Below are 24,053 nucleotides of genomic sequence, written 5' to 3'. Positions count from 1 at the left end.
GTGTCATGCCCGCCGCCACCTGGGTCCAAAGGGGTCACGGACGTCAGTCTGCCGGATGAGGTGTTAACCTTTTCACCACGCAGGCAGGCTGGTTCGCGTGTCCTGCCGGCGTTCGAAATGGTCCTGGGCGCCGACGGTCGTGCGGCGATAGATCAGGGCCTCGGCGATATGACGGCGCAGGACGCCGGTCGAGCCTTCGAGATCGGCGATGGTTCGGGCCAGACGCAGGGTCCGGGTCCAGCCGCGCGCGGTCAGACCGCCCGCCTCCCCGGCCCGCATCAGCAGGGCGCGTCCCGCCTCGTCCGGGGTGGCGAACCGTTCCAGAACGTCGCCGGACGAACGGGCGTTGAGCGCCTGCAGCGGATCGAGCCCCGCCTCCCGCACCCGCTCCTCCTGCATGGCGCGGGCGACGGCGACGCGGGCGGCGGCCTCGGCCGTGCCCTCGGCGGGCGAGGGCAGGGCCATGTCGGCGGCGGTCACGGGCGGGGTCTCCACCGTCAGGTCGATGCGGTCGAACATCGGGCCGGAGATGCGATTCTGATAGTCGCGCTGACAGCGGGGGGCCTTGCCGCACGCGCCCTTGCCCGCCCCGCCCATGCCGCAGCGGCAGGGGTTCATGGCGGCCACCAGCTGGAACCGGGCCGGATAGCGGACATGGGCGTTGGCCCGGGCGACCACGATCTCGCCCGTCTCCAGCGGCGCGCGCAGACTGTCCAGCGCCTGGGCGGAGTATTCCGGCAATTCGTCGAGGAACAGGACGCCGTTGTGGGCCAGGGACGCTTCACCCGGCCTGGCCCGCAGGCCGCCCCCGGTCAGGGCGGCCATGGAGGCGGAATGGTGTGGCGACCGGAACGGCCGATCCCGGGTCAGGGCCCCGCGTTCAATCAGGCCCGCCACCGACCAGACCATCGACGTTTCCAGCAGTTCCTGGGGCGTCAGCGGCGGCAGCAGACCGGGCAGGCGCTGGGCCATCATCGACTTGCCCGAGCCCGGCGGGCCGACGAACAAAATATTGTGGCCCCCGGCAGCGGCCACCTCCAGCGCCCGTTTGGCGCTCTCCTGTCCCTTGACGTCGCGCAGGTCGGCGGCGCTCGCCGTCGTCCTGACCGACCCCGGCTCGGGCGCGCGCAGGACGGTCGTCCCTTTGAAGTGGTTGATCAGGCCGATCAGGGACCGGGGTGCCAGAATGCGGACGTCGCCGGCCCAGGCCGCCTCGGGCCCGTTGGCCTCGGGACAGATCAGGCCCAGCCCCATCGAGGCGGCGGCCACGGCGGCGGGAAGCGTACCTCCCACCGGCTGGATCCGCCCGTCCAGCCCCAGCTCACCCAGCGCCGCCCAGCCCTCCAGCGCGTCCGGCTGGATTACCCCGAGCGACGCCAGCAGGGCGAGAGCGATCGGCAGGTCGAAATGGCTGCCCTCCTTGGGCAGGTCGGCGGGGGCCAGGTTGGCGATGATCCGCTTGGCCGGCAGGGCCAGGCCGATGCCGGCGAAGGCCCCCCGCACCCGTTCCCGGCTCTCGGCCACCGCCTTGTCCGGCAGGCCGACGATCGAGAAGATGGTCGGACCGTCCGTGCCGACCAGTTGCACCTCGACACTGACGCGCCGCGCCTCGACCCCCTCGAACGCCACCGTCGCGATACTGGCCAGCATGGAACGCCTTCCTTCAACCGGAAAGGAACAAACCACGAACCGATTGTGAGATCAAGGGTCGCTCTCGTTCAGGTAGAGATCAATCTGCGCAAGCATCTCCGCCTTCTGGGCCTCGGCGGCGCCGTCCCACATGTCATTGTGCCTCACCGCGACGGGTGCGAGCAGGATGCGCAGACCGGCGAGATCGGGGGCGGCCGGGATCACGCCGGGATCGGCGACCTGATCGCTGGATCGCAGCGACAGGATCGGAACCAGCCCGGCGCGCGGGAAGGCCATGCGACGGTTGTCGAGGCTGATCACCCCGGCCACGCGGTCCGGATGCGCGGTCGCGAACAGCATGTCCATGTCGCCGCCGTTGGAGTGACCAATGAGCAGGACCGGATTGGTCCGTGCCAAACCCCGCGCGACCAGTTCATCGGCGACAAAGCCGATGCTGTCGGCACCGATCCGCCAGTTGGGCATGCGAACGATCCGGGGCTCTCCGGTCGTCGGGATCGGCAGGTCACCCTCCAGCTCGTGGTCGATGGCCGCGACGAGCCATCCGCGCTCAGCGAGACGCCGGGCGAGGAAGCCGTAGTCCTCGGGCGTTGCGCCATAGCCATGGGACAGGACGGCCAGCCGGTGCGGGCCGGGCGTCGACGGGCGGTAGAGGACGACAGGGACCGCACGGTTCCGTGTGGCGTCGAACAGGGCGAGATGGTCGGATGCCGCCAGGGACCCCACCACGGGAGCAGACGACATGTACGGCGCACAAGCCGACAGTCCGAGCGCAGCGATCCAGATCCAACGCCCGATCACTGGCTCAGGCGCCCGGAACATGTTTCGCCTCGATCACATCCCAGAGGATCGCCGCGGCATCGATGCCGGTGAACTCTTTCAGCTGCACCGCCCCGGTCGGGGAGGTGACGTTGATCTCGGTCAGATAGTCGCCGATCACGTCGATGCCGACGAACAGCAGGCCGCGCGCCTTCAGCTCAGGCCCGACGATGGCGCAGATCTCGAGGTCGCGCGGGGTCAGTTCGACCGGGGCGGCGGTGCCGCCGACGCGCAGGTTGGAGCGCACCTGACCCTCGGCCGGGACGCGATTGATGGCGCCGACCGGCTCGCCGTCGATCAGGATGATCCGCTTGTCGCCCTTCGAGACCGCCGGGATGAATTTCTGGATCACCAGCGGATCGCGCGACCCGGCCATATGGATCTCGATCAGGGCTTCCAGGTTCGGATCCCCGGCCTTCAGGCGGACGACCCCGGAGCCCGCCGCGCCGTGCAGGGGCTTCAGCACCACGTCGCCGTGGCGTTCGTGGAAATCGACCAGGGCGACCGGGTCGGCACTGATCAGGGTCGGGGGCTGGACGCCCTCGAACCGGGTGGCGAACAGCTTCTCGGGCGCGGACCGCACCTCGGCCGGGTCGTTGACCACCAGGGTGCGGGGGTGGACCGTCTCCAGCAGATAGGTTGCCGTGACATAGGCCATGTCGAAGGGCGGATCCTGACGCATCAGGATGACGTCGACGTCCCTGCCCAGATCGAGCCTGACCTCGTCGCCGATGGTGACGTGGTCGCCGTGGACCTGACGGATCACCACCGGGCGGGCGCGGCAGGTCAGGGTTCCGTCCTCCAGCGCCAGGGTGCGGAAGTCGTAGACCCACAGCGGATGGCCGCGCTGCTGCGCCTCCATGGCCAGGAAGAAGGTCGTGTCCGAGGCGATGTTGACCGCCTCGATGGGGTCCATCTGGATGGCGACTTTGAGCATGGAAGACTTCCTTGGTGCGCTATCGCTCGCCGCGCGGCGGCTCGCTGCTTGAGCGCGTGCGCGCCTGGAGTTCAAGTAGTGCGAAGCGCGGCGGTTCCAAGCGGAAACTTCAGTTCAGCCGCATCCTCAGACGGTCGGACGCCATCCGGTGTATCTGGTCGTCCTGCCCTGCGATGGCGCGGGCACGGTGCAGGGCCTCCAGCGCGCCGGTCAGTGCGCCCTGTTTCTCGCGGGCGGCGGCGACGTCCAGCCAGGGTCGGTGATCCTCGGGGTCCAGCAGGGCCCGGCGGACGGCGGAGCGTTCGGCGCAGAGATAGTCCCCGGCCTCGATCGCACGGCTGAACAGGACGTTCTGCAGCCGGATCAGGCTTTCGCGGTCGCTGACCGGGGCCATCAGCACGTCCAGCCGGTCAGCGACGTGCGGCGTCAGCCCCGCGCGCAGGGCCCGACGCGTCAGCTCGGACGGCATGACCACCCGGCCCTGGCTGAACGGGTCCAGCGCCACCGGACCGGCGGGGGTCTCGACCCGCAGCAGGAAATGGCCGGGGAAGTCGACTCCCCGGGCCTTCACCCCCGCGCGTCGGGCGGCGTCGAGATAGAAGACCGCCAGGGCCGCCGACAGGCCGCGCCGGCGCTCGGCGACGTCCAGCACGTCGGTATTGGCCGGGTCGTCGTAGTGCAGCAGGTCGCCGTTCAGCCGCAGGTCGGCGGCCATGGTCTCGGCCAGGGCGTCATCAGGGCTCTCGCCGCCGATACGCTCTGCCAAATGTGCGACGGCGGCGTCCGACAGGACGCGGGCAGGCGAGGGATCGCGGAACGGGTCGTCGTGCAGGGCGCAGGCGATGGCCGCATCCAGCAAGGGGAAGGCGTCCTCATCGGCCCGACCGGCCTCTTCCAGTGCGACTTCCGCCTCCTCGCGCGTCACGGCTCCGCCCCCCGACGACCCGATTTCACCTCCCGGTGAAAACTAGAGATTGCGACGATGGCGCGGAATTCGCCCGGGGGCCAGCGCTACAGTATCGATCCGCAACTGAAGACCGGACAGGCTGGGTCTTTGGCGCAACAGTGCTGCGCCCGCCGCGCGCAGTCGTTCCAGCTGTTGATGATCGACAGCATTCAGCGCGGCCTCGATCGTGGCGCGGCGTTTGACCTCGACGACGACGACCGTTTTGCCCTGTCGCGCGAGGATGTCGATCTCGACGCCTCGCGTCTTCAACCGGAAGCCCAGAACCTGATAGCCCTTCAGCATCAGGAAGGCGGCGGCGATCCATTCGGCACCGTGCCCCTCGCGAAACGCCCGTCCGCCCAGCGCCTGACGCCAGGCCGCCTTGGGTCTGGCCGGCAGCACGGCGCGGACCTTTTCAGGCTTTGGCGGCGGCTTCATCCCCGGCCTTGCAGTTCCAGGGCGCGGCGGTAGAGGGCCTTTCGCGGCAGGTCGAGGGCGCGGGAGACCTCCGACGCCGCCTCGCCGGGGGCCAGACGGGCGAGGGCCTCGGTCAGGGCCGCATCGGCGTCGGCAGCGCTGGCGATCTCGGTCTCTCCGGGGCCGATGACGATGACGATCTCGCCCCTGGGACCATCGCAGCGCGGATCGGCCGCGAGCTCCGGAAGCGTCCCGCGGATCGCCTCCTCATAGAGTTTGGTCAGTTCGCGGGTCACCGCGGCGGGGCGCGGACCCAGCACCTCTGCCATGTCGGCGAGGCTGGCGGCCAGGCGCGGACCGCTCTCAAAGAAGACCAGGGTCTGGCGCGCCGCCTTGACCTCGGCCAGCGCCGTCTTCCGTGCGGCCGATTTGGGCGGGAGGAAGCCGGCGAACAGGAAGCGGTCCGACGGCTGGCCGGCGATGCACAGGGCCGCCAGCAGGCTGGAGGCGCCCGGAATCGGATGCACCGGCAGGCCGGCGGCGATGAAGGCGCGGGCGACGACGAAACCGGGGTCCGAGATCACGGGCGTCCCCGCGTCGGAGACCAGGGCCACGACCTGGCCTTCCCGCACCCGCTCGATGGCAGTCTCGGCGGCCCGGGCCGAGGCGTGGTCGTCGCAGCGTTCCAGCTTCGCCTTCAGGCCGTAGGCGCCCAGCAGCTTGGCGGTGACCCGGGTGTCCTCCGCCAGGACCAGATCGGCGGCGGCGAGGACGTCGAGGGCGCGCAGGGTGATGTCGCGCAGGTTTCCGATCGGCGTGGCGACCAGATAGAGCCCCGGCGACACGGGCCGGGGCGGCGGCGCGGTCGGGGGAAAGGGGCTGGGCTCGCTCATTGTCCCTCCGTGCCACAGACCGGGGCTCGCGCGAAGCTCAGGTCAGCAGGGCCTTCAACACCGCGTCAAGGACCGGGCGGCCGCTCGCGGTGGCGGCGACCCGCCTGTTGTCGACCCGGAGGAAGCCGTCCTCGACCAGTCCGTCGACGCGGGCGGTCAGGTCCATCGCCGCAAGGTCGGTCAGGGCGACACCCTCTACGGTTCTCAGGCCCAGCAACACCCGCTCCTCTGCGGCGGCGCGGGGGTCCAGGGTCTCCTGCTCGAACCAGGGCCTCCCGGCGGCGACGCCCTCGACATAGTCGGCGATCCGGCGATGGGCGACCGTGGCGGTGCGGACGCCGTCCATTGTCAGACGTCCATGGGCGCCGGGGCCGATCCCGACATAGTCCCCGCCGCGCCAGACATGCAGGTTGTGAGCGGAGCGGGCCGCCGGATCACGGGCATGGTTGGAGACCTCGTAGGCCTCGAACCCGGCGGCTCCGAGCACGGCCTGGGTCGCCTCATAAAGGTCAGCGGCGGTGTCCTCGTCGGGCGGGACGAGACTGCCCCGTTCGGTGGCGCGGGCGAAGGCTGTGCCCTCGGCGATAGTCAGCTGATAGGGCGAGACGTGCTCGAACCCCATAGACAGGGCTTCGGTCATGGCCGCGGTCCAGGCGGCGACCGTCTGGCCCGGCAGGGCGTAGATCAGATCGATCGACAACCGGTCGAACACACCGGCCGCCACGGCGATGGCCCGGCGCGCCTCGCCCGCCGAGTGATTGCGCCCGAGGAACGTCAGCGCGGCGTCATCCAGCGACTGGACCCCCAGCGACAGCCGGTTGACCCCGGCCTCGCTCAGGGCTGCGAAGTGAGAAGCCTCGGCGTCGGTGGGGTTGGCCTCGAGCGTGATCTCGATGTCGCCGCCGGGGAACAGGACCTGCGCCCGCGCGACCACCCGGGCCACATCCCCGGCCCGCATCAGCGACGGCGTTCCGCCGCCGAAGAAGATCGAGGCCAGAGGTCGAGTGCCGATCAGGGCAGCCTGGGCCTCCAGATCGCACAGGATGGCCTCGACCAGCACCGCCTGCTCCTCGCGCCAGCCCCGGTCGCGCACGACGTTGAAGTCGCAATAGGGGCAGATACGGGCGCAGTAGGGCCAGTGGACGTAGAGGGCCACGGCCCCCGTCCCTGGACCCGGCGCAGCGGCCCCGGGGCGGGTCTCAGTCAATCAGGGCCGCCTTGAGCATGGCGAAGGCCCGCGTGCGGTGGCTCATGCTCTCCTTCTCGACCGGGTCCATCTCGCCGAAGGTCTGGTCGTAGCCCTCGGGAATGAAGATCGGATCGTAGCCGAAGCCCCGGTCGCCGCGCGGCGGGAAGGTCACCACCCCGTCGACCCGCCCCTCGACCACCACACAGGGGCCGTCGGGCCAGGCCACGGCCAAGGCCGAGGTAAACCAGGCCGACCGGTCGGTCGCCCCCAGTTCCTCCAGCCGGATCTCGATCTTTCGCATGGCGGCCGCGAAGTCGCGTTCCGGTCCACCCCAGCGTGCCGAGAATATGCCGGGCGCGCCGTCGAGGGCGGAGACTGACAGGCCGGAATCGTCGGCAAGGCTGACTTCGCCCGAAAACTGGGCGGCATGACGCGCCTTCAGCATGGCATTGCCGACAAAAGTAGCCTCGGTTTCGGCCGGTTCGGGCAGATTCAACTCTCGAGCCGTGACCACCGTGTAATGTCCGTCCAGAAGCGCATCGATTTCACGTGCCTTGCCGGCGTTGTGAGTCGCGGCCACGAGCCGCATCCCCTTGATAAACTTCAACTTCATCCGTGATCACGCCTGTGAAACATTTCATTGCCTAAGTTTAATATCGTTAAACGATATGTAACGTGACTGAACGACCCGCACGTCCTATCTATGATCTCAAGAACGACGGCCACAACGTTCCCCGGAAACACCCAGATGGGAAAATCCGAACCCCGTGGCACACAGAAGCGGGCATTAATGACCCGCCTCAGGATCGAAGGATAGAACGATGAACACGATGAACGCCTCGCTGATGATGGACAAGGTCGGCGCAGTCCTGATCAACGCCGCCCTGCTCGCCGCCCTGCCGACCGCCCTGATCGCCATCCTGGTTCAGGCCTTCTGATACAGGCGTCGCTAACGCTCGCGACGCCTGCGCTCGCTGCCTGAGCGACAAATGTCCGGGCTCTCTCAATCCCCTGGTTGCCGCTACGGCGAGGCTCATCGAGCCGAGCGACGGCAACCAAGAACGAAGAGGCTTTTGACGCCGTTGAAGAAGATCGCGATGTATAAGACCGCGTAGGGGTTTTCCCGAACCCCGCGCGGTCCTCGCGGCCAGAATTCCGGCCCAGATTCTTTCCCGAGCTGTCGATGTCCCTCAAACGGCCTGAGCTGCGCCTGCCGAAAATGCCCAGAGGCATCCGCGCGCCGTTCAGCCTCCCGTTCCTGAGGACCCTGGGGCCCGGCTCCGTATCCAGCCTGCTGAAGATCGCCCTGGATGTGGCCTATGTGCTGCTGATGATCATCACCGCCGTGCTGCTCCTGGTCTTCCTGGCCTCGATCTTCATTCCGCTGGCCAATCTGAACATCACCGTCGCCAACGAGAGTGGCGGCCGCCAGCAACCGCTGACCCGACCCCTGCTGCTGTTCGGGGTGGGGGCTCTGACCGCCTATTTCGGCGGCTTCCTGCTGATCCTGCGAAATCTGCGGATGATCTTCCGTACATTGACCGTGGGCGACCCCTTCCGACCCGAGAACGTTCGCCGTCTGCGCCAGATCGGCCTGATTCTGGCGGTCGTCACCGGCGGCGTCTGGCTGGTCCAGGGACTGGTCGCCGCACGCCTCGCCCCCGGGGTGATGGATTCCCAGGGCGTCGGCGAGCTGTTGACCCCCGTCTTCTCGGTCCTGGTCGTCTTCGTCCTGGCTGAGGTGTTCAAGGAAGGTGCCCGTCTGCGTCGTGAATCCGAGCTTACGATCTGATGGCGATCAGGGTTCAACTCGACAAGATGCTGGTCGAGCGACGGATGTCGCTGACCGAGCTGGCGGATCGCGTCGGCGTCACTCTCGCCAATCTGTCGATCCTGAAGACGGGCAAGGCGCGGGCCGTGCGGTTCTCCACCCTCTACGCCCTGTGCCGCGAACTGGACTGCCAGCCGGGCGATCTGCTGGTCCATGAGCCCGGCCCGCCGGAGGCTGACGCCGACGGCGAAGACGCCTGACCCCGTGGCGCGGCGACCGCCTCCCGACCTGACGACCGAGGACCGTCGCATCTGGGCTCGCGTCTCCGGCTCCGTGACCCCGCCGAAGACGCGCAAGGCCGCCCGCGTCACCCCCGGCGCCATCCTGCCCGATGAGCCGCTGAAGCCCGAGACGATCAAGGCACCCCGACCACCCGTCCCGGGCAAGCAGAAGACGTCGACGAAGATCCGGGCCGCCGCCGCCCCGGCCTCCGCAAAGGCCCTGCCGCCGGTTGCGCCACGCAGCGTGCCCGAGGAGCTGGAGCCCCGCCGTCAGCGCCGGCTGTCGCGCGAACGCGATCCGATCGAGGCCTCGATCGACCTGCACGGCTTCGGCCGCTTTGAAGCCGAAGATCAGCTGCGCGCCTTCCTGATGCAGTCGAAGGCCAGGGGACTGCGGGCGGTTCTGGTCGTCACCGGTCAGGGCCGCCGCGGTGGAGGGGTCATCCGTGCCTCCATCCACGAATGGCTGCAGGGTCACGCCCTGCGGGGCGTGGTCTCCGGCTTCGCCATGGCCCACCGCCGCCACGGCGGCGACGGCGCGATTTACGTCACATTGAAACGCTAGCCCGGGAGCGGAGGATCGACATGACTGCAAACCGCCTGCCCGTCCGGGTTTTCGCCGCTGTCCTGGCCGCCGTGGCCGCGCCGGCCCTGGCCTGCTCGCCGCTGGTTGACGCCTCTCCGGAGGCCGCAGCCGAGCGTGTCAGAAATCGTCAGGTCGAGCTGTGGGAGCGGTCGGACGTGGTCTTCCTGTCGGCGGCGAGCGCCTTCGAGCGCATCGAACTGGCAGGGGGCGACGGCTTCAGCGCCACCCTCGTTCCGTCACTGGCGCTCAAGGGCGAGCTGCCACCCGAGCGGATCGCCGTCCGCCACACGACCTTCACCAGCTGCGGGCCGATCCCCTTCCTCGACGCCCTGTCGGGCCGGGAGGGCGAGTGGTTCGTCACCTATGGTCGCTACGTCGCGTCAGGACTGTCGATCGACGCCACCGTTCCGGTCGCAAATCTGGTCGACGACGAAGGCCTGCGCGCCTGGCGCAAGGCCTTCGATGCGGAAACGTCGGCGGACTAGGCCGTCAGCGTCAGGCCGCTCTCGGCGGCCAGATCGGCCAGATTGACCATCGGACGCGGGCCCCAGTGGGCGATGACCTCCGAGGCGGCCAGCGAGCCCAGCTTGCCGGACTGCTCCAGCGTCAGGCCGCGCGCGACGCCCAGCAGGAAGCCGGCGGCGTACTGGTCGCCGGCACCCGTGGTGTCGACCACCTTGTCGACCGGACAGGCGGCGACCGTGACGCGCTCCTCGCCCGACAGAATGACCGAACCGTGCTCGCCACGCGTGACGGCGGCGACGTCAACCATTGACGCAAGGCGGGCGGCAGCGGCGTCGAAGTCTTCCGTTTCAAACAGCGTGGCCAGTTCGCCCTCATTGGCCAGGACGATGTCGGCCGAGGCCTCGATGAAGGCCAGAAGTTCGGCGCGCCAGCGGGCGACCACGAAGGTGTCCGACAGGGTGATGGCGACCTTGCGGCCCGCCTTGTGGGCGGCGGCGGCAGCGGCCTCGAAGGCGGCGCGGGCCGGGGCCGGGTCGAACAGATAGCCTTCCAGATAGACGATGGCGCTGGACCCGATCAGGTCCGCGTCGATGTCCTCGACGGCCAGCTGGTTGGCCGCGCCCAGGAAGGTGCACATGGTGCGCTGGCCGTCCGGGGTGACGTTGATCAGGCAGCGGCCCGTGCCGGCGCCGCCTTTCAGTACCGGAGTATCGAAATGCACGCCCGAGGCGCGGATGTCGTGGCTGAAGACCTCGCCGAGGGTGTCCGGCGCGACCTTGCCGACATAGGCCGCACGACCGCCGAACGAACCGACGCCCGCGACCGTGTTGCCGGCCGAGCCGCCCGAGGCCTCCACGCCCGCCGCCATGGCGTCGTACAGCGCCGCGCTCTGGACCTCGTCGACCAGCTGCATCGAGCCGGGCGTCAGGGACTGGGAGGTCAGGAAGGCGTCGTCGCACGGCGACAGCACGTCGACGATGGCATTGCCGACGGCGCAGACGTCATAGGTGGCAGTGTTCTGGGTCATAAGCCGCCCCTTAGCGGGCCGGAACGCCGCGCGCCAGAGCCGGATTACCGAAGCTTCACTTGCCGCGTGGCCGACGGTTCGCAAGATCGCCGCCGCATTCCAGGAGATCCAAATGCTGACCCTGCTCGCCGCCCTCGCGATACAGACCGCCGCGCCGACAACTGTCCCCGATGGAGGCCGCCTCAGCGAGGAAGCCAAATGCTTCACCCTGACCATGACCCGCGACGGCGCCTCTCGCCCCATCGGCGTGACCTGGCAGACGGTGGAGCGCGATACGGTCGAGGGCCGCCCCGTGCTGCGGGTGGTGGTGCATCAGTCGGTCAGCGGCGGCGCCTTCGACATGCGCGACGAATTCCTGCTCGAGGCCGCGTCCTTGCGACCGATCTCCCTGATCAACACCCGCCAGGGCCAGATCCATGTGCGCCTCGAATACGGGCCAGACCGGATCACCGGCGAGAAGATCGAGGGCGGCGTCTCCACACCGATCGACGTGCCCCTGAACGGGCCTGTGTGGGATGGCAATCTGTACGGCCAGACCTTCGCCGCCCTGCCGCTGGCGGAAGGCGCGGCGTTCAGCCTGCCCTACTGGCAGTACGACAAGGGGTTCGGGACCTTCTCGGTCAAGGTGACCGGGAGAGAGACCGTGGCAACGCCTGACGGACGGATCGAGGCCTGGGTCGTCGAGGCGGGACCGGACGAGCAACGCAATCTGACCTATCTGATTTCGACTTCGGGCAATCGCGAATTGGAGTATCGGGCGGCGCAGGGATCGCAGGCCCTGGGGGGCGATTGTTCCTTGCTGGAGAGCCCGTCCTGACCCGGATCGCCATCCTGACGCCGGCCGCCGACGATCCGGCCTACAAGAGCCACTGGCCCGTCGTGCTCGAGCGGTTGTCGACGGCCCTGGCCATGGCCGATGTGACCGCCGTTCCGACCGCCTGGACCGACCATGTCGAGGACGCCTCGGTCCTGATCGACTATCCGCTGGTGCTGGGCGTCCTGTCCTGGGGCTACTACGAGAGGCACAAACACTGGCAGGCGGCGACGACCCTGTGGGGCGAGGCGGGTGTGCGGATCGCCAACCCGGCTTCGGTTCTGGGCTGGAATTCGGACAAGACCTATCTCAGGCGTCTGGAAGCGGCCGGGATCGCCATTCCGCCCACCGCCTGGAGCGATCAGGTCAATCAGGCCGAGGTCGAGGTCGCCTTCGACCGGTTCGGTACCGACACCCTCGTCGTGAAACCGACCGTCTCCGGCGGGGCCTGGAAGACGGTGAAGATTTCGCGCGGCGAAGCTCTGGTCGACGCCCCCGACGGCGCGGCCATGATCCAGCCCTTCCTGCCGGAGCTGGTGGCGGACGGGGAACTGTCGCTGCTGTTCTTCGGCGGCCGGTTCAGCCACGCCGTGATCAAGACCGCGAAAGCCGGGGATTTCCGCATCCAGTCCCAGTACGGCGGGACCTATGCCCCTGTCGCCGAACCGCCGGCCGGAGCCGTCGCCCTTGCAGAACGGGTGCTCGCGGCGATCGAGGAACCCCTGCTCTACGCCCGCATAGACATGGTCGAATCCGGGTCGAAGTGGGTCCTGATGGAAGCCGAACTGGTCGAACCGGATTTCTATCTTTCGCAGGCTCCGGACGGCGGCCGTCTGTTTGCCGAGGCGGTGCGGGATCGACTGGCTTCCGGCGCCTAGAGCATGAGCGTTTCTGGTGGACCCGCTTCGCGGGTCCGGCATGAAGCGTGAATCATGCTCTCGCTTGGATCTGGAGCCTGATTCACGGCATCAGCGGAATCGCGAAGCGATTCCACCTCAGCCGATCAGGCTCTAGGACGCCGCCATCAGACCCCGCGCGGGGCACAGATCGTTGATGATACACCCCGCGCAGTTCGGCTTTCGCGCCGTGCAGGTGTAGCGGCCGTGCAGGATCAGCCAGTGGTGGGCCTTGGGCAGGAAGGCCTCGGGCACGATCCGGTGCAGCTGGTCCTCGACCTTGTCCGTGGTCGCAGCGTTGGCCAGCCCCAGCCGGTGCGAGACGCGAAACACGTGGGTGTCGACGGCGATGGCCGGCTCGATGCCCAGTTCGTTCAGGACCACGCTGGCGGTCTTGCGGCCCACGCCGGGCAGGGCCTGAAGATCCGCCCGGTTCAGGGGCACGACGCCGCCGTGCTGTTCCAGGACGATCCGGCTGAGCGCGATCACATTCCTCGCCTTGTTCCGGTAGAGGCCGATGGAGGCGATGAAGGGGACCAGCCCTGCCTCGCCCAGTTCCAGCATCTTCTCCGGGGTGTCGGCGACGGCGAACAGTCTGTCGGTGGCCTTGTTGACCGCGACGTCGGTCGCCTGGGCCGACAGGGCCACGGCGACGACCAGGGTGAAGGGGTCGGTGAAGTTCAGCTCGGTCTTCGGCTCCGGCATGACGCGGGCCAACCGGGTGAATATCTGATCCACCCGATCCTCGTCCGGCGGAAAGGCGAAGACCGGGACCGGCGCCCCGGTCATGACACTGCCAGACTTGCGGCCGCCCCTTGCCGGGACCTTCTTCGCGGTCGGGGCCTTCACGCCAGCTCGCCGGTCGACAGGCGCGGATCCAGCCCCAGCGCCGTGATCGCCTCGACCGCCGCGCGCTCGCCCTCCATCCAGGCGCCATGGCAGGTGCCGTAGAAGCCGCGGGACGTCGCCTCGCCGGCGATGAAGATACGATCCTCGATCGGTCGGGCCAGCCGCGCCCGCGCGCCGGTCTCGCGGTCACCCTGTCCCGGCAGGACATGGGAATAGGCGCCCATCGACCAGGGTTCGGCGCCCCACATCGAGGTCGACAACACGCGAAGACGTTTCGGGAAGCTCGATCCCAGCAGGTGGGCCAGTTCCGAACAGGCGAAGTCGAAGAAGGCCGCCTCGCCTTCCGCCTCCAGCCCCCAGGCCAGGTCACCGCCGAAATAGCCCTCGATCATCGGCCGTCCGAACGGCCGCAGATGATAGCCGCCGGTCTGGGCCGTATCGGTGCGACCCCACAGCTGGCTGTCCCCGGGGAACTCCTCCCAGCCCGCGACCGTCATATGCAGTTTGGTCGCCAGCCCCAGGGGCGCGCCCGCCGCCGCCTCGATCAGGTCCGGCAGGGGCGGGTCGAACCGCACGGCCTCCGACGCCAGAACCGAGGTCGGCAGGGTCAGGATCACGGACCGGGCCTCTATCACGCCGCGCGCGGTCTCGATCGTCAGCCGGGCGCCCGACCGGTCGATGCCCTCGATCGGGCAGTTCAGGACCACCGGGACATCCTCGCCCAGCGACGCGATCAGGGTCCCGTAACCCTCCACCACCCGATAGTTGACGCCCGTGTCCTCATAGGCGTCGTAGTCCAGCGTCGAGACCTCGGCGAATTTCGCCCCGTTGAGCGCGCCGGATATGGCGTCCATCCGCTCGTTCCAGCGCTCGCCCGGAATGAACAGTTGAGCCGCCGGACGGTCGTCTCCCGCCTTGGCGGCCTCGGCCACCCGTTCGTCGAAGGCGGCCCAGGCCTCGCCGAACTCGGCCTGTTCCCGAGCCGTGACTCCGAGGTTGAAGGCCTGCTGACGCCACGGCGGCGGGGTCTCGTCGATGGTGAGGCCGGCCTCGCGCCCCATGGCGCAGAGCACATTCTCATCCGCCGAATGGAGCCAGCCGCAGCCGAGGTCGATCGGCATGTCCTCCAGCGCCATCGTATGGGCCCGCCCGCCGATCCGGTCGCGCGCCTCCAGCACCACGACGGCGACGCCCGCGCGCGCCAGCCGACGCGCGGCCGAAAGCCCTGCGGCACCCGCGCCGATCACCGCGACATCAATGGAGGAGGGAAGGGAGATGAAGTCGCTCAGGGGGACAGGGGAACAGCGCGAAACATGACGTGTTCACGCCATGTCGCAAGGGGATTGATTTCTGGACGATTGGGTCCATTTTACAGCCGTCCTCCCGACGCCCATCCCGGATACCCTCACGCATGGCCCTCGCACCCGTATTGAAAAAACGCCTCCCGTTGATCGTCGGAGGCGTCGTCGCCATCGGCCTGATCATCGGCGGCACCGTCTGGTGGCAGAACAAGCAGCGGTGGGAGACCACGGACAACGCCTTCGTCCAGGCCGACGTCACCCTGGTCAGCCCCCAGATCGACGGCTACGTCGCCGAGGTTCTGGTCACCGACAACCAGCGGGTCCAGGCCGGCCAGGTCCTGGTCCGGCTCGACGATTCCGACGCAAGGGCCCGGCTGGCCGCCGCCGAGGCCAACCTCGCCGCTCTGCTGGCCGCCGTCGACAACGTCGACGCCCGCGCCGCCCAGGAACAGGCGATGATCGCGTCGCGCGCCGCCGCCGTGTCACAGGCCCGCGCCCAGGCCAATCTCGCCGAGGCCCAGGTCAACCGCTACACCGCGTTGCAACGTCAGGGCTGGGTCTCCCAGCAGCGGATCGAGACCGAAACGGCCGGCGCCCAGACCGCCGCCGCCGCCGTCGAACAGGCCCAGGCCGCCCTGGTCGCCGAACAGCGCACCGTCGGCGTGCTCGGATCGACCCGCCAGCAGAGCCTGGCTGCCGTCGATCAGGCACGCGCCGCCGTCGAACAGGCCCGGACCCATCTGGATCGTACCGTCATCCGCGCGCCCGCCGCCGGCGTCGTCGGCGCGCGGGGCGTCCGCGCCGGCCAGTATGTCCGCCCGGGCGGCCAGCTGCTGTCGCTGGTGCCGCTGGGAGAGACCTATGTCGTGGCCAATTTCAAGGAGACCCAGCTGGACCGGCTGCGTCTCGGCCAGACCGTCCACATCGAGGCCGACGCCTTCCCCGGTGTGGACCTGACCGGCCGCATCGACAGCTTCGCCCCGGCCACCGGTTCGGAGTTCGCCCTGATCCCGGTCGAGAACGCCACCGGCAACTTCACCAAGATCAGCCAGCGCGTGCCCGTCCGGATCCTGGTCAACCGCGCAGACGGCGGAGCCGCCCTGCGTCCCGGCCTGTCGGTCGAGGTCAAGGTCGATCTCAAAAGTGAGGGCGGCGCATCGTTCGCCGAGGCCGCAACGGGGCAGACGCGCCTGGCAGACGCGGGAACCACGAGCTCGCAATGACCGCCGTCACGCTGGACGGGACCGCCGAGCCCCCCCAGGCTGAACCCGGGATCAACTGGACCTTCCTGATCCTCGGCTTTGCCGGGATGGTCATCGGCCAGTTCATGGCGATCCTGGACATCCAGATCGTCGCCGCCTCCCTGCCCCAGATCCAGTCCGGCATCGGCGCCTCCGCCGATCAGATCAGCTGGATCCAGACCGCCTATCTGATCCCCGAGGTCGTGATGATCCCCCTGTCGGGATATCTGTCGCGGCTGTGGGGCACCCAGAAGGTCTTCCTGTTCAGCTGCGGCGGCTTCGTGCTCATGAGCATCGCCGTGGGCCTGTCGTCCTCGGTCGAGGTGATGATCTTCTTCCGGGCCATCCAGGGCTTCGTCGGCGGGGCCATGATCCCGACCGTCTTCGCCGTGGCCTTCACCGCCTTCCCGCCGTCCAAACGCATCACCGCCTCGGTCTTCGTCGGCCTGGTCGTCACCCTGGCCCCGACCGTCGGCCCGACACTGGGCGGCCACCTGACCGAGATGTTGAGCTGGCGCTGGCTGTTCTTCATCAATGTGCCGTTCGGCCTGCTGTCCTTCTTCCTGGTCTGGCGCTACGCCAATTTCGACAGGGGCGACCCGTCGCTGTCCAAGGGCTTCGACTGGCTGGGTCTGGGTCTGATGGCCGCCTTCCTGATGTGCCTGCAGTTCGTGCTCGAGGAAGGCTCCAGGAATGACTGGTTCGCCGACGACCAGATCCTGCTGCTGGCGGTGGTCGCGGCCCTGTGCGGACCGGCCTTCATCTGGCGCTCGCTGGTCTACTGGAACCCGGTGGTCGAACTCAGGGCCTTCAACAATCGCAACTTCCTCGTCGGCATCGTGCTGACCTTCACCGTCGGGGTGGCCCTGTTCGGGGGCAGTTTCCTGCTGCCGCTGTTCCTGTCCCGGGTGCGGGACTATTCACCGGCCGAGGTCGGCACGACCATGGTCGTCTCCGGCCTGGCCATGTTCCTGACGGCCCCTGTCGCCGGACGGCTGGTCAGGATCATCGACCTCCGCATCCTGATGTTCGGCGGCTTCGTGATGGCCTCCTGGGGCATGTGGGAGGCCCATGCAGTCACCGCCGAATGGGGCTTCTGGGAGTTCGCCGGCATCCAGGCCCTGCGGGGTTCGGGGATCATGCTGGCCATGCTGGCGGCGCAGCAGGTGACCATGTCGACCCTGCCGCCGCACATGGTGAAGAACGCTTCGGGTCTGGTGAACCTGTTCCGCAATGTCGGCGGTGCCTTCGGCCTCGCCTTCCTGAACACGTCCCTGACCACCAACACCGCTCTCCACATGAGTGAAATGACCCAGGCCATTCCGCAGACCTCGATCCCGATGCAGGAGATGCTGGCCGGCATGGCCACGATGATGTCGGGCTCGATCGACCCCGAAGGCGCGGCGATCAAGGCGGTCTACGGAATCCTTCAGCGTCAGGCGATGACGCTCGCGTTCGGCGACGCCTTCGCCATCCTGGCCCTGGGTTGCGCAGGCTGTGCCTTCCTGACCCTGCTGGCCAGGCCGGTGAAGCCCGGCACGGGCGCGCCGCCGCCCGCAGACGTGCACTGATGCCCCGCGTTGTCGGTCAGATCGACGAGAAGAAGTCGGAGGCCATCCTCGAGGCCGCCATGGCCCTGTTCGCCGAAAAGGGTGCGGCCGCCTCGATGGAGGAGATCGCCCGCCGCGCCGGGGTGTCGAAACAGACCCTCTACAACCGCTACGCCTCCAAGGTTGAGATCGGCCGCGCCATGGCGGAGCGACGGTCCGAGGCCATTACCGCCCCCCTGCGGACAGGCGGCGAGCCTGTCGAGGTCCTGACCGCCCTGGCCCGGGTCATGCTCGACAAGCTTTGTTCGGCCGAAGGCCGCGCGGCCATGCGCGGGGTCGCCCTGATCTCGCCCCAGGCCCCCGATCTGGCCCAGGCCGTCTATCATGCCGGGCCGGGCGAAAGCCTGCGCCGACTGTCGCTGTGGCTGGCCGAACAGGACTCCAGGGGTTCCCTCCGCGTGCCCGACCCGACGGCGGCGGCCGAGATGTTCACCGGAATGACCATGGGCCACGGCTATCTGCGCGGTATTCTCGGCGTCGATGAGCCCGAAATCGACCGGACCGTCCGCGCTCGCGAGACGGCCGAACGGTTCATCCGGGCTTTCGCGCCCTGACCGACCGGGCGTAAGGACACGGAAGTTTCCCCTTCGGAGTGCCTGAAATGCTGATCGCCTATTCCTCCTGGCCCGAGATCGACGCGCGCCTGAAGACGACAAAGACCGTCATCGTGCCGATCGGCTCGAACGAACAGCATGGCCCGACCGGCCTTCTGGGCACCGACTGGATGTGTCCGGAGATCATCGCCCAGGCGGCCGAGAAGGCCGACGACAGCCTGGTCATCGCGCCGACCTTCAACATCGGCATGGCCCAGCATCACCTGGCCTTCCCGGGCACGATCTCGTTGCGTCCCTCGACCTTCATGGCCGCGATCACGGACTGGGTCTCATCGCTGAGCCGCCACGGGTTCGAGCGGATCTATTTCCTGAACGGTCACGGCGGCAACGTCGCCACCATCGAGGCGACCTTCTCGGAGCTCTACGCCGAATGGTCCTTCGTCGAGGAGAGCGCGCCCTTCGTCCTGAAGCTGCGCAACTGGTGGGATCTGCCGGGCGTCAACAGCCTGTGTAACCAGATCTTCCCGACCGGCCACGGCATGCACGCCACCCCGTCCGAGATCGCCGTCACCCAGGCGGCCTGGCCCGACCGGATCAAGACCGCGGAGTATTCGCCGAGGATCGCCCCGAACGGCCCGATCCGCGACGCCCTCGACTACCGCGCCCGCTTCCCGGACGGCCGCATCGGCTCCGATCCGGCGCAGGCGTCCCCCGAAAAGGGTCAGCGGATCATCGACGCCGCCGTGCCCGCCCTGATCCGCGACGTGACGGCCTTTACTGATGAAGTCTTGCCCGGCTGAGCAAAGGAGCCCAAGCCCGTCCCATGACCATGCTCGACAAGACGATCCGCGACGGCAAGCGCGCGGTAAAGAACGCCCATTCGGCCGCGAGCACCGCCGCCGACGGCGGGGAGATGATGCGGGCAGCGTCCGACGTCATCGCCGCCCGGCTGAACATCATGGCCGAGGGCCTGGCCAATCCGATGAAGGCCGACATGGCCGAGATGCATCTGATGAGCACCGAAAAGGTCGAGGCCATGAGCGCCTCGGCCGCCGCTGTCGCCGGCAATCTGGGCGACCTGGCCGCACGGGTGTCCAGGTCGGCGATGGACGAGGTCGGCCATGCCCAGCGCGCGGCGGCGGCGATCGCTTCCGCCGCTTCGCCCCAGGCTGCCGCCACGGCCCACTACAACTATGCGGTCGCCTGGTGGAGCCGGGCAGCGGGCCAGATGCTGACCCTCAATACCGAACTGCTGAAGGCCCAGGCCGATGCGCTGAAGCCGATCCATTCGGCCGCCGTGGCCAATGCGAAGCGGTTGAAGAAATAGGGAACGGTCGAGCTTCGCGGCACGTTGATCCAGGGTCAACAACTGGAGCCATCATCATGGCCGACCCCAAGACCCAAGAGACCGAGAAACACCCCGGCATGCTGGGCGACGGCACCGAGGAACAGAACCTCAACCAGCCCGGCGATGCGTCCAAACGGATCAAGGAAGACGAGGTCGACGAAGCCTTCGGCGGCGACGAAAAGGGCTGATCGCCTTCAGTCGGGGGCGGCAGTCCGGATGATCCCGCCCTCGACCCTCACCGGCCACCGCGTCAGCTTTCCACCGGCGCAGGGACCGCCGACGCAGGCTCCCGACAGCGGCTCGAACACCGCTCCGTGCCAGCCGCACATGATCAGCGATCCGTCCGGCGTCAGATAGCGGTCCATCTCTATGGCGATCGGGAAGCCCTGATGCGGGCAACGGTCGACCCAGCCGGCGACCTCGCCGTCCTTCCTGACCACGAAGCCGTGGAAATAGGCCTCCCCGATCTGCAGGACGAAGCCGCGCGAACCGGGCTCCCCGAGGTCGTCGAGCGCGCAAAGGGCCACGTTCGGCGGCGTGGTCCAGACCCGTTTGCGCTCGGCTGGAGCCGTGTCGCTCATGCCCGTTCCGCTTTCAATGGTCGCGACAACAGTCCCTCGATCATTTCATCGACCGTGGTCTCCCCCGCCAGAAGCGCCGCCGTCGCCTCGCAGATCGGCATCTCGACGCCCATTTTCCGCGCGAGCTCACGCACCGCCGGAGCACTCTCGTAGCCCTCAGCCACCGAGCGTTTGCCCGCCAGGGCCTGTTCGATCGTCTGACCCTCGCCGAGCGCCAGACCCAGGCTCATGTTCCGCGACTGCGGGCTCGAGCAGGTCAGAACCAGGTCGCCGAGCCCGCACAGCCCAGCCACCGTCTCCGGCTCCCCGCCCAGGGCCACGCCCAGCCGGGTCATCTCTGCGAAACCGCGCGTGATCAGGGCCGCATGGGCCGACTTTCCGAGCCTGCGCCCCTCGGACAGGCCGCAGGCGATGGCGAGGACGTTCTTGATCGCCCCGCCGACCTCGGCCCCGATCAGGTCGGTCGCCAGATAGGGCCGGAAGGCGGGACCGGACAGGGTCTCCATCAGGGCCTCACCGAGGCCCGCATCCGCGCAGGCCAGGGTCACCGCCGTGGGCAACCCCCTCGACACGTCGGCGGCGAAACTCGGTCCCGACAGGACGGCGGCGGGCGCATCGGGGATCGTCTCGGCCAGGACCTCAGTCATCAGCTTCAGCGAGCCGCGCTCGATGCCCTTGGAGCACAGGACGATGGGCGCGCCCGCCTTGTGATGCGGCGCGTAGGCGGCCAGGGTCGAGCGCATGAACTGGGCCGGCGGCACCGCCAGCACCAGGTCGCACGCCGAAAGGCCCGACAGCTCCGCCGTCACCGAGATGCGGTCATCCAGCACGACGCCCGGCAGGAAGGCTTCGTTGACGCGGCGGTGGGTGACGCTCTCGACCACCTCTGGCTCTCGCGCCTGCAGGATGACGTCCAGCCCGGCGCGGGCGCAGACCAGGGCCAGGGCCGTGCCCCAGGCCCCTGCGCCGATGACCCCTGCGGTGCGATACTGCATGCATTCTCCTTGGCCTGATGCCTCGCTCGCGGAGCTCGGCGACTTGAGGCCGTTCTGGCGTACCAGCCTAGGCCTTCGCGCCCTTGCGCCCGGTCGGATGGACAGGATCGGCCAGGGCGCGCGCTTCGTCCAGCGGCCATCGCGGCCGGGCCGGCGCGTCAATGTCCGAGACCAGACCGAGTTGCAGCCGTTCCGCGCCGGCCAGGGCGATCATGGCGGCATTGTCGGTGCAATAGGCCATGGGCGGGGCGAGGAAGCCGAAACCCCGTTTCGCCGCTGTCGCCTCCAGCACCCGTCGCACCGTCCGGTTGGCCGCCACCCCGCCCGCGACGACGAACAGCCGGTGATCGTGTTTGTCGGCATAGTCGGCCATCGCCCGATCGGACCGCTCCGACAGCTGGCGCGCGATCGCGCTCTGGACGGCATCGGACAGATCGGCCCGGTCCTGATCCGTCGCGCAGGTCTGGGCCAGTCTCGATGCGGCCGTCTTCAGACCCGAGAAGGAGAAATCACAGTCCTTGCGACCCAGCAGCGCTCTGGGCAGGTCGAAGCGCGCGCCGTCGCCGCCCTCCGCCATCTTCTCCAGCGCCGGGCCGCCCGGGTAACCCAGCCCCATGGCCTTGGCGATCTTGTCGAAGGCCTCGCCGGCCGCGTCGTCGATGGTCGTGCCGAGCCGGCTCATGTCGCCGATGCCGCGCACCTCCAGCAGCTGGCAATGCCCGCCCGAGACCAGCAGCAACAGGAAGGGATAGTCGACCTTCGCCCCGAGCCGGGCCGAGACGGCATGCCCCTCCAGATGGTTTACGGCCACCAGCGGCAGGCCACGCGCCAGGGCCACAGCCTTGCCGAACCCCAGCCCCACCATGACCCCGCCGACCAGGCCGGGACCGGCGGTCGCCGCGACCCCGTCCAGCTCGCCATAGCCGAGCCCTGCGTCGGCCATGGCCCGCCGCACGACGCCGTCGATCATCTCGACATGACTGCGCGCCGCGATCTCGGGCACCACCCCGCCATAGGCCGCATGGTCGTCGATCTGGGAGTGGACCACCGACGACAATACCGTCGCCGTCCCGTCCGGGGTCAGCCGCACGACCGAGGCCGCCGTTTCGTCGCAGCTCGTCTCCAGGCCGAGAACGGTCAGCACGCCACTGACCGCCGTTGCGACCGCGTCCTTGCTGCTATAGTCCGCCGAACTCTCCACCGGGCTCAGGTAACGACCCGGCCTCTCCGGCGCAACTGAAGGTCCCGCATGGCTGCGATCCGCATCGGCACACGGCGCAGCGCCCTGGCCCTGGCCCAGTCCGGGATGATGCAGCGCGCCATCGCCGCCGCCATGGACCTGCCGCTGACCGAGGTCGTGCTCGTCGAGATCGTCACCACCGGCGACCGCATCCAGGACCGCCGCCTGATGGAGGTCGGGGGCAAGGCCCTGTTCACCAAGGAGATCGAGGAGGCCCTGCTCGACGGCCGGATCGACATCGCCGTCCATTCGATGAAGGACGTGCCGGCCGAACAGCCGCCCGGACTGACGATCGCCGCCATCCCCGAGCGTGAGGACGCCCGCGACGCCTTCATCAGCCGCGATTTCGACCGCTTCGACGCCCTGCCCCACGGTGCCCGCCTCGGCACCGCCTCCCTGCGGCGTCAGGCCCAGGCCCTGGCCCTGCGCCCCGACCTCCGGATCGAGATGCTGCGCGGAAACATCGACACCCGCCTGCGTCGCGCCGCCGAGGGCGAGTTCGACGCCATCCTTCTGGCCGCCGCCGGGCTGAACCGGCTGGGCCGGTCGGACGCGGTGCGCGACTACCTGTCCGCCGACGCCTTCCTGCCCGCACCGGGCCAGGGTGCCCTGGCGCTTCAGACCCGCGAAGGCGACACGGACCATGCCTGGGTCGCCGCCATGAACCACCGCCCCACGGCCCTCGCCATCGCCGCCGAACGGGGCGCCATGGTGGCGCTGGAGGGCTCCTGCCGCACGGCCGTCGGTGCCCACGCCGTGATCGAGAACGACCACCTGACCCTGACCACCGAGATGCTGGCCCCCGACGGCACCGCCCGCTGGCGCCGCGCCGGGACCATGGCCGTGATCGAAGGCCCCGACGCCGCGCGCGCCTTCGGCGAACAACTGGGCCATCAGGTCCACCTCGCAGCGGGCGACCAGAGCGTCCCGGTCCCTTGACCGACAGCCGCCGCGTCTGGGTCACCCGCGCCCGGCCCGGTGCCGACCGCACCGCCGCGCGCCTTTCCGCCCTCGGCTTTACGCCCGTCGTCGCCCCCCTGCTGGCGATCCGCCGCCTCGACGCCCGCCCCGACCTGACCGGGGTCCAGGCCCTGGCCTTTACCAGCCGCAACGCCGTGAAAGTCTTCGCTGCGCAGTCGCCCCTGCCATCGACGCCCATCTTCGTGGTCGGCGACGCCACAGCCGCCGCGGCGCGCGAGGCCGGTTTCCACGACGTCCGCTCCGCCGGCGGCGACCTTCATACCCTCGCCGCCCTGATCCGGGCCGAAGGTGCCGGCCTGTCGATCCTGCACCCCTGCGCCGCCGAACCGGCCGGAGACCTCGCAGCGCTCGTCGGAGACGCCGCCCGGATCACATCCCTCGCCGTCTATGAGGCGATCGAGACCGACGCCACAGCCCCGGAAGTCTGGGACGTCGTCCTGGTCCACTCCCCCCGCGCCGGACAGGTTCTGGCCGCAAGGCTGTCGGCGGACGGGGTCGAGGGCCGCATCGCCGTCGCCATCTCGGAGGCCGCCGCAATGCCCCTGTCCGTTCCGGGGCTCGCAGACGTCCGGATCGCGGCCGCCCCGACCGAAGACGCCCTCCTGGCAGCGCTTGGCAAGCCGGGGGTCAACGTATAAAGAGCCGCTTCCGTCGCAGGGACTTCG

Annotated in this window: 28 protein-coding genes; 14 read left to right on the top strand and 14 right to left on the bottom strand. The window is 69.0% G+C overall.

What is annotated here, in order from left to right:
- Positions 1-72 precede the first annotated feature (72 nt).
- The 8 genes from ACW18A_RS15660 to rdgB form a co-directional block, all read right to left on the bottom strand.
- The gene (locus ACW18A_RS15660) at positions 73-1,650 is read right to left on the bottom strand and encodes a YifB family Mg chelatase-like AAA ATPase (protein WP_492022633.1); all 1,578 of its coding nucleotides are present in this window, start codon (positions 1,648-1,650) and stop codon (positions 73-75) included.
- 51 nt (positions 1,651-1,701) lie between these two features.
- On the bottom strand, positions 1,702-2,391 hold the full coding sequence (locus tag ACW18A_RS15655) for a serine aminopeptidase domain-containing protein (protein ID WP_492022632.1): 690 nt from the start codon (positions 2,389-2,391) through the stop codon (positions 1,702-1,704).
- 61 nt (positions 2,392-2,452) lie between these two features.
- On the bottom strand, positions 2,453-3,403 hold the full coding sequence (gene gshB / locus ACW18A_RS15650) for a glutathione synthase (protein ID WP_492022631.1): 951 nt from the start codon (positions 3,401-3,403) through the stop codon (positions 2,453-2,455).
- Positions 3,404-3,512: 109 nt separating this feature from the next.
- Positions 3,513-4,328: a SirB1 family protein gene (locus ACW18A_RS15645; RefSeq protein WP_492022630.1), complete on the bottom strand. Its 816-nt coding sequence runs from the start codon at positions 4,326-4,328 to the stop codon at positions 3,513-3,515.
- 42 nt (positions 4,329-4,370) lie between these two features.
- Positions 4,371-4,787: a YraN family protein gene (locus ACW18A_RS15640; RefSeq protein ID WP_492022629.1), complete on the bottom strand. Its 417-nt coding sequence runs from the start codon at positions 4,785-4,787 to the stop codon at positions 4,371-4,373.
- On the bottom strand, positions 4,784-5,659 hold the full coding sequence (gene rsmI / locus ACW18A_RS15635) for a 16S rRNA (cytidine(1402)-2'-O)-methyltransferase (RefSeq protein WP_492022628.1): 876 nt from the start codon (positions 5,657-5,659) through the stop codon (positions 4,784-4,786). The genes ACW18A_RS15640 and rsmI overlap by 4 nt, the downstream gene beginning before the upstream one ends.
- Positions 5,660-5,696: 37 nt before the next feature.
- Positions 5,697-6,866 (bottom strand): radical SAM family heme chaperone HemW, encoded by a 1,170-nt coding sequence (gene hemW, locus ACW18A_RS15630; RefSeq protein WP_492022627.1) that lies wholly within the window; start codon positions 6,864-6,866, stop codon positions 5,697-5,699.
- The gene (gene rdgB, locus ACW18A_RS15625; protein ID WP_492022626.1) at positions 6,859-7,461 is read right to left on the bottom strand and encodes an RdgB/HAM1 family non-canonical purine NTP pyrophosphatase; all 603 of its coding nucleotides are present in this window, start codon (positions 7,459-7,461) and stop codon (positions 6,859-6,861) included. The genes hemW and rdgB overlap by 8 nt, the downstream gene beginning before the upstream one ends.
- A gap of 606 nt (positions 7,462-8,067) precedes the next feature.
- On the opposite strand from rdgB, the gene ACW18A_RS15620 reads away from it, so the two are divergent.
- From ACW18A_RS15620 to ACW18A_RS15605, 4 genes are read left to right on the top strand one after another with little or no spacing between them, the layout of a single operon-like run.
- Positions 8,068-8,640, top strand: a complete 573-nt coding sequence (locus ACW18A_RS15620) for a DUF2975 domain-containing protein (protein ID WP_492022625.1) — start codon at positions 8,068-8,070, stop codon at positions 8,638-8,640.
- Positions 8,640-8,879: a helix-turn-helix domain-containing protein gene (locus tag ACW18A_RS15615; protein WP_492022624.1), complete on the top strand. Its 240-nt coding sequence runs from the start codon at positions 8,640-8,642 to the stop codon at positions 8,877-8,879. Before ACW18A_RS15620 ends, ACW18A_RS15615 begins: the two co-directional genes overlap by 1 nt.
- Positions 8,833-9,465: a Smr/MutS family protein gene (locus ACW18A_RS15610; RefSeq protein WP_492022623.1), complete on the top strand. Its 633-nt coding sequence runs from the start codon at positions 8,833-8,835 to the stop codon at positions 9,463-9,465. Before ACW18A_RS15615 ends, ACW18A_RS15610 begins: the two co-directional genes overlap by 47 nt.
- A gap of 20 nt (positions 9,466-9,485) precedes the next feature.
- Positions 9,486-9,971, top strand: coding sequence for a hypothetical protein (locus tag ACW18A_RS15605; RefSeq protein WP_492022622.1), 486 nt, complete (start codon positions 9,486-9,488; stop codon positions 9,969-9,971).
- Here the strand turns inward: ACW18A_RS15605 and ACW18A_RS15600 are convergent.
- Entirely contained in the window at positions 9,968-10,978 is a 1,011-nt protein-coding gene (locus ACW18A_RS15600; RefSeq protein ID WP_492022621.1) for an adenosine kinase, read from the bottom strand. The genes ACW18A_RS15605 and ACW18A_RS15600 overlap by 4 nt on opposite strands.
- 112 nt (positions 10,979-11,090) lie before the next feature.
- Between ACW18A_RS15600 and ACW18A_RS15595 the strand changes: the two genes are divergently transcribed.
- Both ACW18A_RS15595 and ACW18A_RS15590 read left to right on the top strand, forming a co-directional pair.
- Positions 11,091-11,795 (top strand): DUF3108 domain-containing protein, encoded by a 705-nt coding sequence (locus tag ACW18A_RS15595; RefSeq protein ID WP_492022620.1) that lies wholly within the window; start codon positions 11,091-11,093, stop codon positions 11,793-11,795.
- Positions 11,768-12,670 carry an ATP-grasp domain-containing protein gene (locus tag ACW18A_RS15590; protein ID WP_492022619.1) on the top strand — a complete coding sequence of 301 codons (903 nt, stop codon included), beginning with the start codon at positions 11,768-11,770 and terminating at the stop codon, positions 12,668-12,670. The genes ACW18A_RS15595 and ACW18A_RS15590 overlap by 28 nt, the downstream gene beginning before the upstream one ends.
- A gap of 132 nt (positions 12,671-12,802) precedes the next feature.
- Here the strand turns inward: ACW18A_RS15590 and nth are convergent, their stop codons facing one another.
- Positions 12,803-13,477: an endonuclease III gene (gene nth, locus ACW18A_RS15585; protein ID WP_492024411.1), complete on the bottom strand. Its 675-nt coding sequence runs from the start codon at positions 13,475-13,477 to the stop codon at positions 12,803-12,805.
- A 56-nt stretch (positions 13,478-13,533) separates the two neighbouring features.
- Complete coding sequence (locus ACW18A_RS15580) at positions 13,534-14,784, bottom strand: flavin monoamine oxidase family protein (RefSeq protein ID WP_492022618.1); 1,251 nt, start codon at positions 14,782-14,784, stop codon at positions 13,534-13,536.
- 164 nt (positions 14,785-14,948) lie between these two features.
- Here ACW18A_RS15580 and ACW18A_RS15575 point away from each other — a divergent pair, with 164 nt between their 5' ends.
- Genes ACW18A_RS15575 through ACW18A_RS15550 form a run of 6 tightly spaced genes read left to right on the top strand, consistent with a single transcriptional unit; the run spans position 14,949 to position 19,779 of the window.
- On the top strand, positions 14,949-16,061 hold the full coding sequence (locus ACW18A_RS15575; RefSeq protein ID WP_492022617.1) for an HlyD family secretion protein: 1,113 nt from the start codon (positions 14,949-14,951) through the stop codon (positions 16,059-16,061).
- Entirely contained in the window at positions 16,058-17,650 is a 1,593-nt protein-coding gene (locus tag ACW18A_RS15570; protein ID WP_492022616.1) for a DHA2 family efflux MFS transporter permease subunit, read from the top strand. The genes ACW18A_RS15575 and ACW18A_RS15570 overlap by 4 nt, the downstream gene beginning before the upstream one ends.
- Complete coding sequence (locus ACW18A_RS15565; protein ID WP_492022615.1) at positions 17,650-18,243, top strand: TetR/AcrR family transcriptional regulator; 594 nt, start codon at positions 17,650-17,652, stop codon at positions 18,241-18,243. Before ACW18A_RS15570 ends, ACW18A_RS15565 begins: the two co-directional genes overlap by 1 nt.
- A 47-nt stretch (positions 18,244-18,290) precedes the next feature.
- Positions 18,291-19,043, top strand: coding sequence for a creatininase family protein (locus tag ACW18A_RS15560; RefSeq protein ID WP_492022614.1), 753 nt, complete (start codon positions 18,291-18,293; stop codon positions 19,041-19,043).
- 23 nt (positions 19,044-19,066) lie between these two features.
- Positions 19,067-19,570, top strand: coding sequence for a phasin (locus ACW18A_RS15555; protein WP_492022613.1), 504 nt, complete (start codon positions 19,067-19,069; stop codon positions 19,568-19,570).
- Positions 19,571-19,626: 56 nt separating this feature from the next.
- Positions 19,627-19,779, top strand: a complete 153-nt coding sequence (locus ACW18A_RS15550) for a hypothetical protein (protein WP_492022612.1) — start codon at positions 19,627-19,629, stop codon at positions 19,777-19,779.
- 6 nt (positions 19,780-19,785) lie between these two features.
- Here the strand turns inward: ACW18A_RS15550 and ACW18A_RS15545 are convergent, their stop codons facing one another.
- The 3 genes from ACW18A_RS15545 to tsaD all read right to left on the bottom strand — a co-directional run bounded on the left by ACW18A_RS15545 (position 19,786) and on the right by tsaD (position 22,368).
- A complete protein-coding gene (locus ACW18A_RS15545) occupies positions 19,786-20,172 on the bottom strand; it encodes a Rieske (2Fe-2S) protein (protein WP_492022611.1) in 387 nt (128 codons plus the stop codon).
- Positions 20,169-21,167 (bottom strand): NAD(P)H-dependent glycerol-3-phosphate dehydrogenase, encoded by a 999-nt coding sequence (locus tag ACW18A_RS15540; RefSeq protein ID WP_492022610.1) that lies wholly within the window; start codon positions 21,165-21,167, stop codon positions 20,169-20,171. The genes ACW18A_RS15545 and ACW18A_RS15540 overlap by 4 nt, the downstream gene beginning before the upstream one ends.
- Positions 21,168-21,234: 67 nt before the next feature.
- A complete protein-coding gene (gene tsaD / locus ACW18A_RS15535; RefSeq protein ID WP_492022609.1) occupies positions 21,235-22,368 on the bottom strand; it encodes a tRNA (adenosine(37)-N6)-threonylcarbamoyltransferase complex transferase subunit TsaD in 1,134 nt (377 codons plus the stop codon).
- 48 nt (positions 22,369-22,416) lie between these two features.
- Between tsaD and hemC the strand changes: the two genes are divergently transcribed.
- On the top strand, positions 22,417-23,346 hold the full coding sequence (hemC, locus tag ACW18A_RS15530; protein WP_492022608.1) for a hydroxymethylbilane synthase: 930 nt from the start codon (positions 22,417-22,419) through the stop codon (positions 23,344-23,346).
- Positions 23,343-24,026, top strand: coding sequence for a uroporphyrinogen-III synthase (locus ACW18A_RS15525; protein ID WP_492022607.1), 684 nt, complete (start codon positions 23,343-23,345; stop codon positions 24,024-24,026). The genes hemC and ACW18A_RS15525 overlap by 4 nt, the downstream gene beginning before the upstream one ends.
- Positions 24,027-24,053 lie beyond the last annotated feature (27 nt).

It is taken from the genome of Brevundimonas sp. AVps5, from assembly GCF_058681515.1.
Note: the sequence above shows the minus strand (reverse complement) of the source record. Positions and strands in the feature narration are given on the sequence as shown.

Excerpts from the sequence above, each read along its gene's own strand:
- ACW18A_RS15595 (WP_492022620.1), top strand. The coding sequence starts at position 11,091 with ATGCTGACCCTGCTCGCCGCCCTCGCGATACAGACCGCCGCGCCGACA.
- ACW18A_RS15610 (WP_492022623.1), top strand. The coding sequence starts at position 8,833 with ATGAGCCCGGCCCGCCGGAGGCTGACGCCGACGGCGAAGACGCCTGAC.
- gshB (WP_492022631.1), bottom strand. The coding sequence starts at position 3,403 with ATGCTCAAAGTCGCCATCCAGATGGACCCCATCGAGGCGGTCAACATC.
- ACW18A_RS15540 (WP_492022610.1), bottom strand. The coding sequence starts at position 21,167 with ATGCAGTATCGCACCGCAGGGGTCATCGGCGCAGGGGCCTGGGGCACG.
- ACW18A_RS15545 (WP_492022611.1), bottom strand. The coding sequence starts at position 20,172 with ATGAGCGACACGGCTCCAGCCGAGCGCAAACGGGTCTGGACCACGCCG.
- ACW18A_RS15560 (WP_492022614.1), top strand. The coding sequence starts at position 18,291 with ATGCTGATCGCCTATTCCTCCTGGCCCGAGATCGACGCGCGCCTGAAG.
- ACW18A_RS15550 (WP_492022612.1), top strand. The coding sequence starts at position 19,627 with ATGGCCGACCCCAAGACCCAAGAGACCGAGAAACACCCCGGCATGCTG.
- ACW18A_RS15565 (WP_492022615.1), top strand. The coding sequence starts at position 17,650 with ATGCCCCGCGTTGTCGGTCAGATCGACGAGAAGAAGTCGGAGGCCATC.
- nth (WP_492024411.1), bottom strand. The coding sequence starts at position 13,477 with ATGACCGGGGCGCCGGTCCCGGTCTTCGCCTTTCCGCCGGACGAGGAT.
- hemC (WP_492022608.1), top strand. The coding sequence starts at position 22,417 with ATGGCTGCGATCCGCATCGGCACACGGCGCAGCGCCCTGGCCCTGGCC.
- ACW18A_RS15660 (WP_492022633.1), bottom strand. The coding sequence starts at position 1,650 with ATGCTGGCCAGTATCGCGACGGTGGCGTTCGAGGGGGTCGAGGCGCGG.
- ACW18A_RS15600 (WP_492022621.1), bottom strand. The coding sequence starts at position 10,978 with ATGACCCAGAACACTGCCACCTATGACGTCTGCGCCGTCGGCAATGCC.
- ACW18A_RS15640 (WP_492022629.1), bottom strand. The coding sequence starts at position 4,787 with ATGAAGCCGCCGCCAAAGCCTGAAAAGGTCCGCGCCGTGCTGCCGGCC.
- ACW18A_RS15555 (WP_492022613.1), top strand. The coding sequence starts at position 19,067 with ATGACCATGCTCGACAAGACGATCCGCGACGGCAAGCGCGCGGTAAAG.
- ACW18A_RS15615 (WP_492022624.1), top strand. The coding sequence starts at position 8,640 with ATGGCGATCAGGGTTCAACTCGACAAGATGCTGGTCGAGCGACGGATG.
- ACW18A_RS15620 (WP_492022625.1), top strand. The coding sequence starts at position 8,068 with ATGCCCAGAGGCATCCGCGCGCCGTTCAGCCTCCCGTTCCTGAGGACC.
- ACW18A_RS15575 (WP_492022617.1), top strand. The coding sequence starts at position 14,949 with ATGGCCCTCGCACCCGTATTGAAAAAACGCCTCCCGTTGATCGTCGGA.
- rdgB (WP_492022626.1), bottom strand. The coding sequence starts at position 7,461 with ATGAAGTTGAAGTTTATCAAGGGGATGCGGCTCGTGGCCGCGACTCAC.
- ACW18A_RS15570 (WP_492022616.1), top strand. The coding sequence starts at position 16,058 with ATGACCGCCGTCACGCTGGACGGGACCGCCGAGCCCCCCCAGGCTGAA.
- ACW18A_RS15605 (WP_492022622.1), top strand. The coding sequence starts at position 9,486 with ATGACTGCAAACCGCCTGCCCGTCCGGGTTTTCGCCGCTGTCCTGGCC.
- rsmI (WP_492022628.1), bottom strand. The coding sequence starts at position 5,659 with ATGAGCGAGCCCAGCCCCTTTCCCCCGACCGCGCCGCCGCCCCGGCCC.
- ACW18A_RS15655 (WP_492022632.1), bottom strand. The coding sequence starts at position 2,391 with ATGTCGTCTGCTCCCGTGGTGGGGTCCCTGGCGGCATCCGACCATCTC.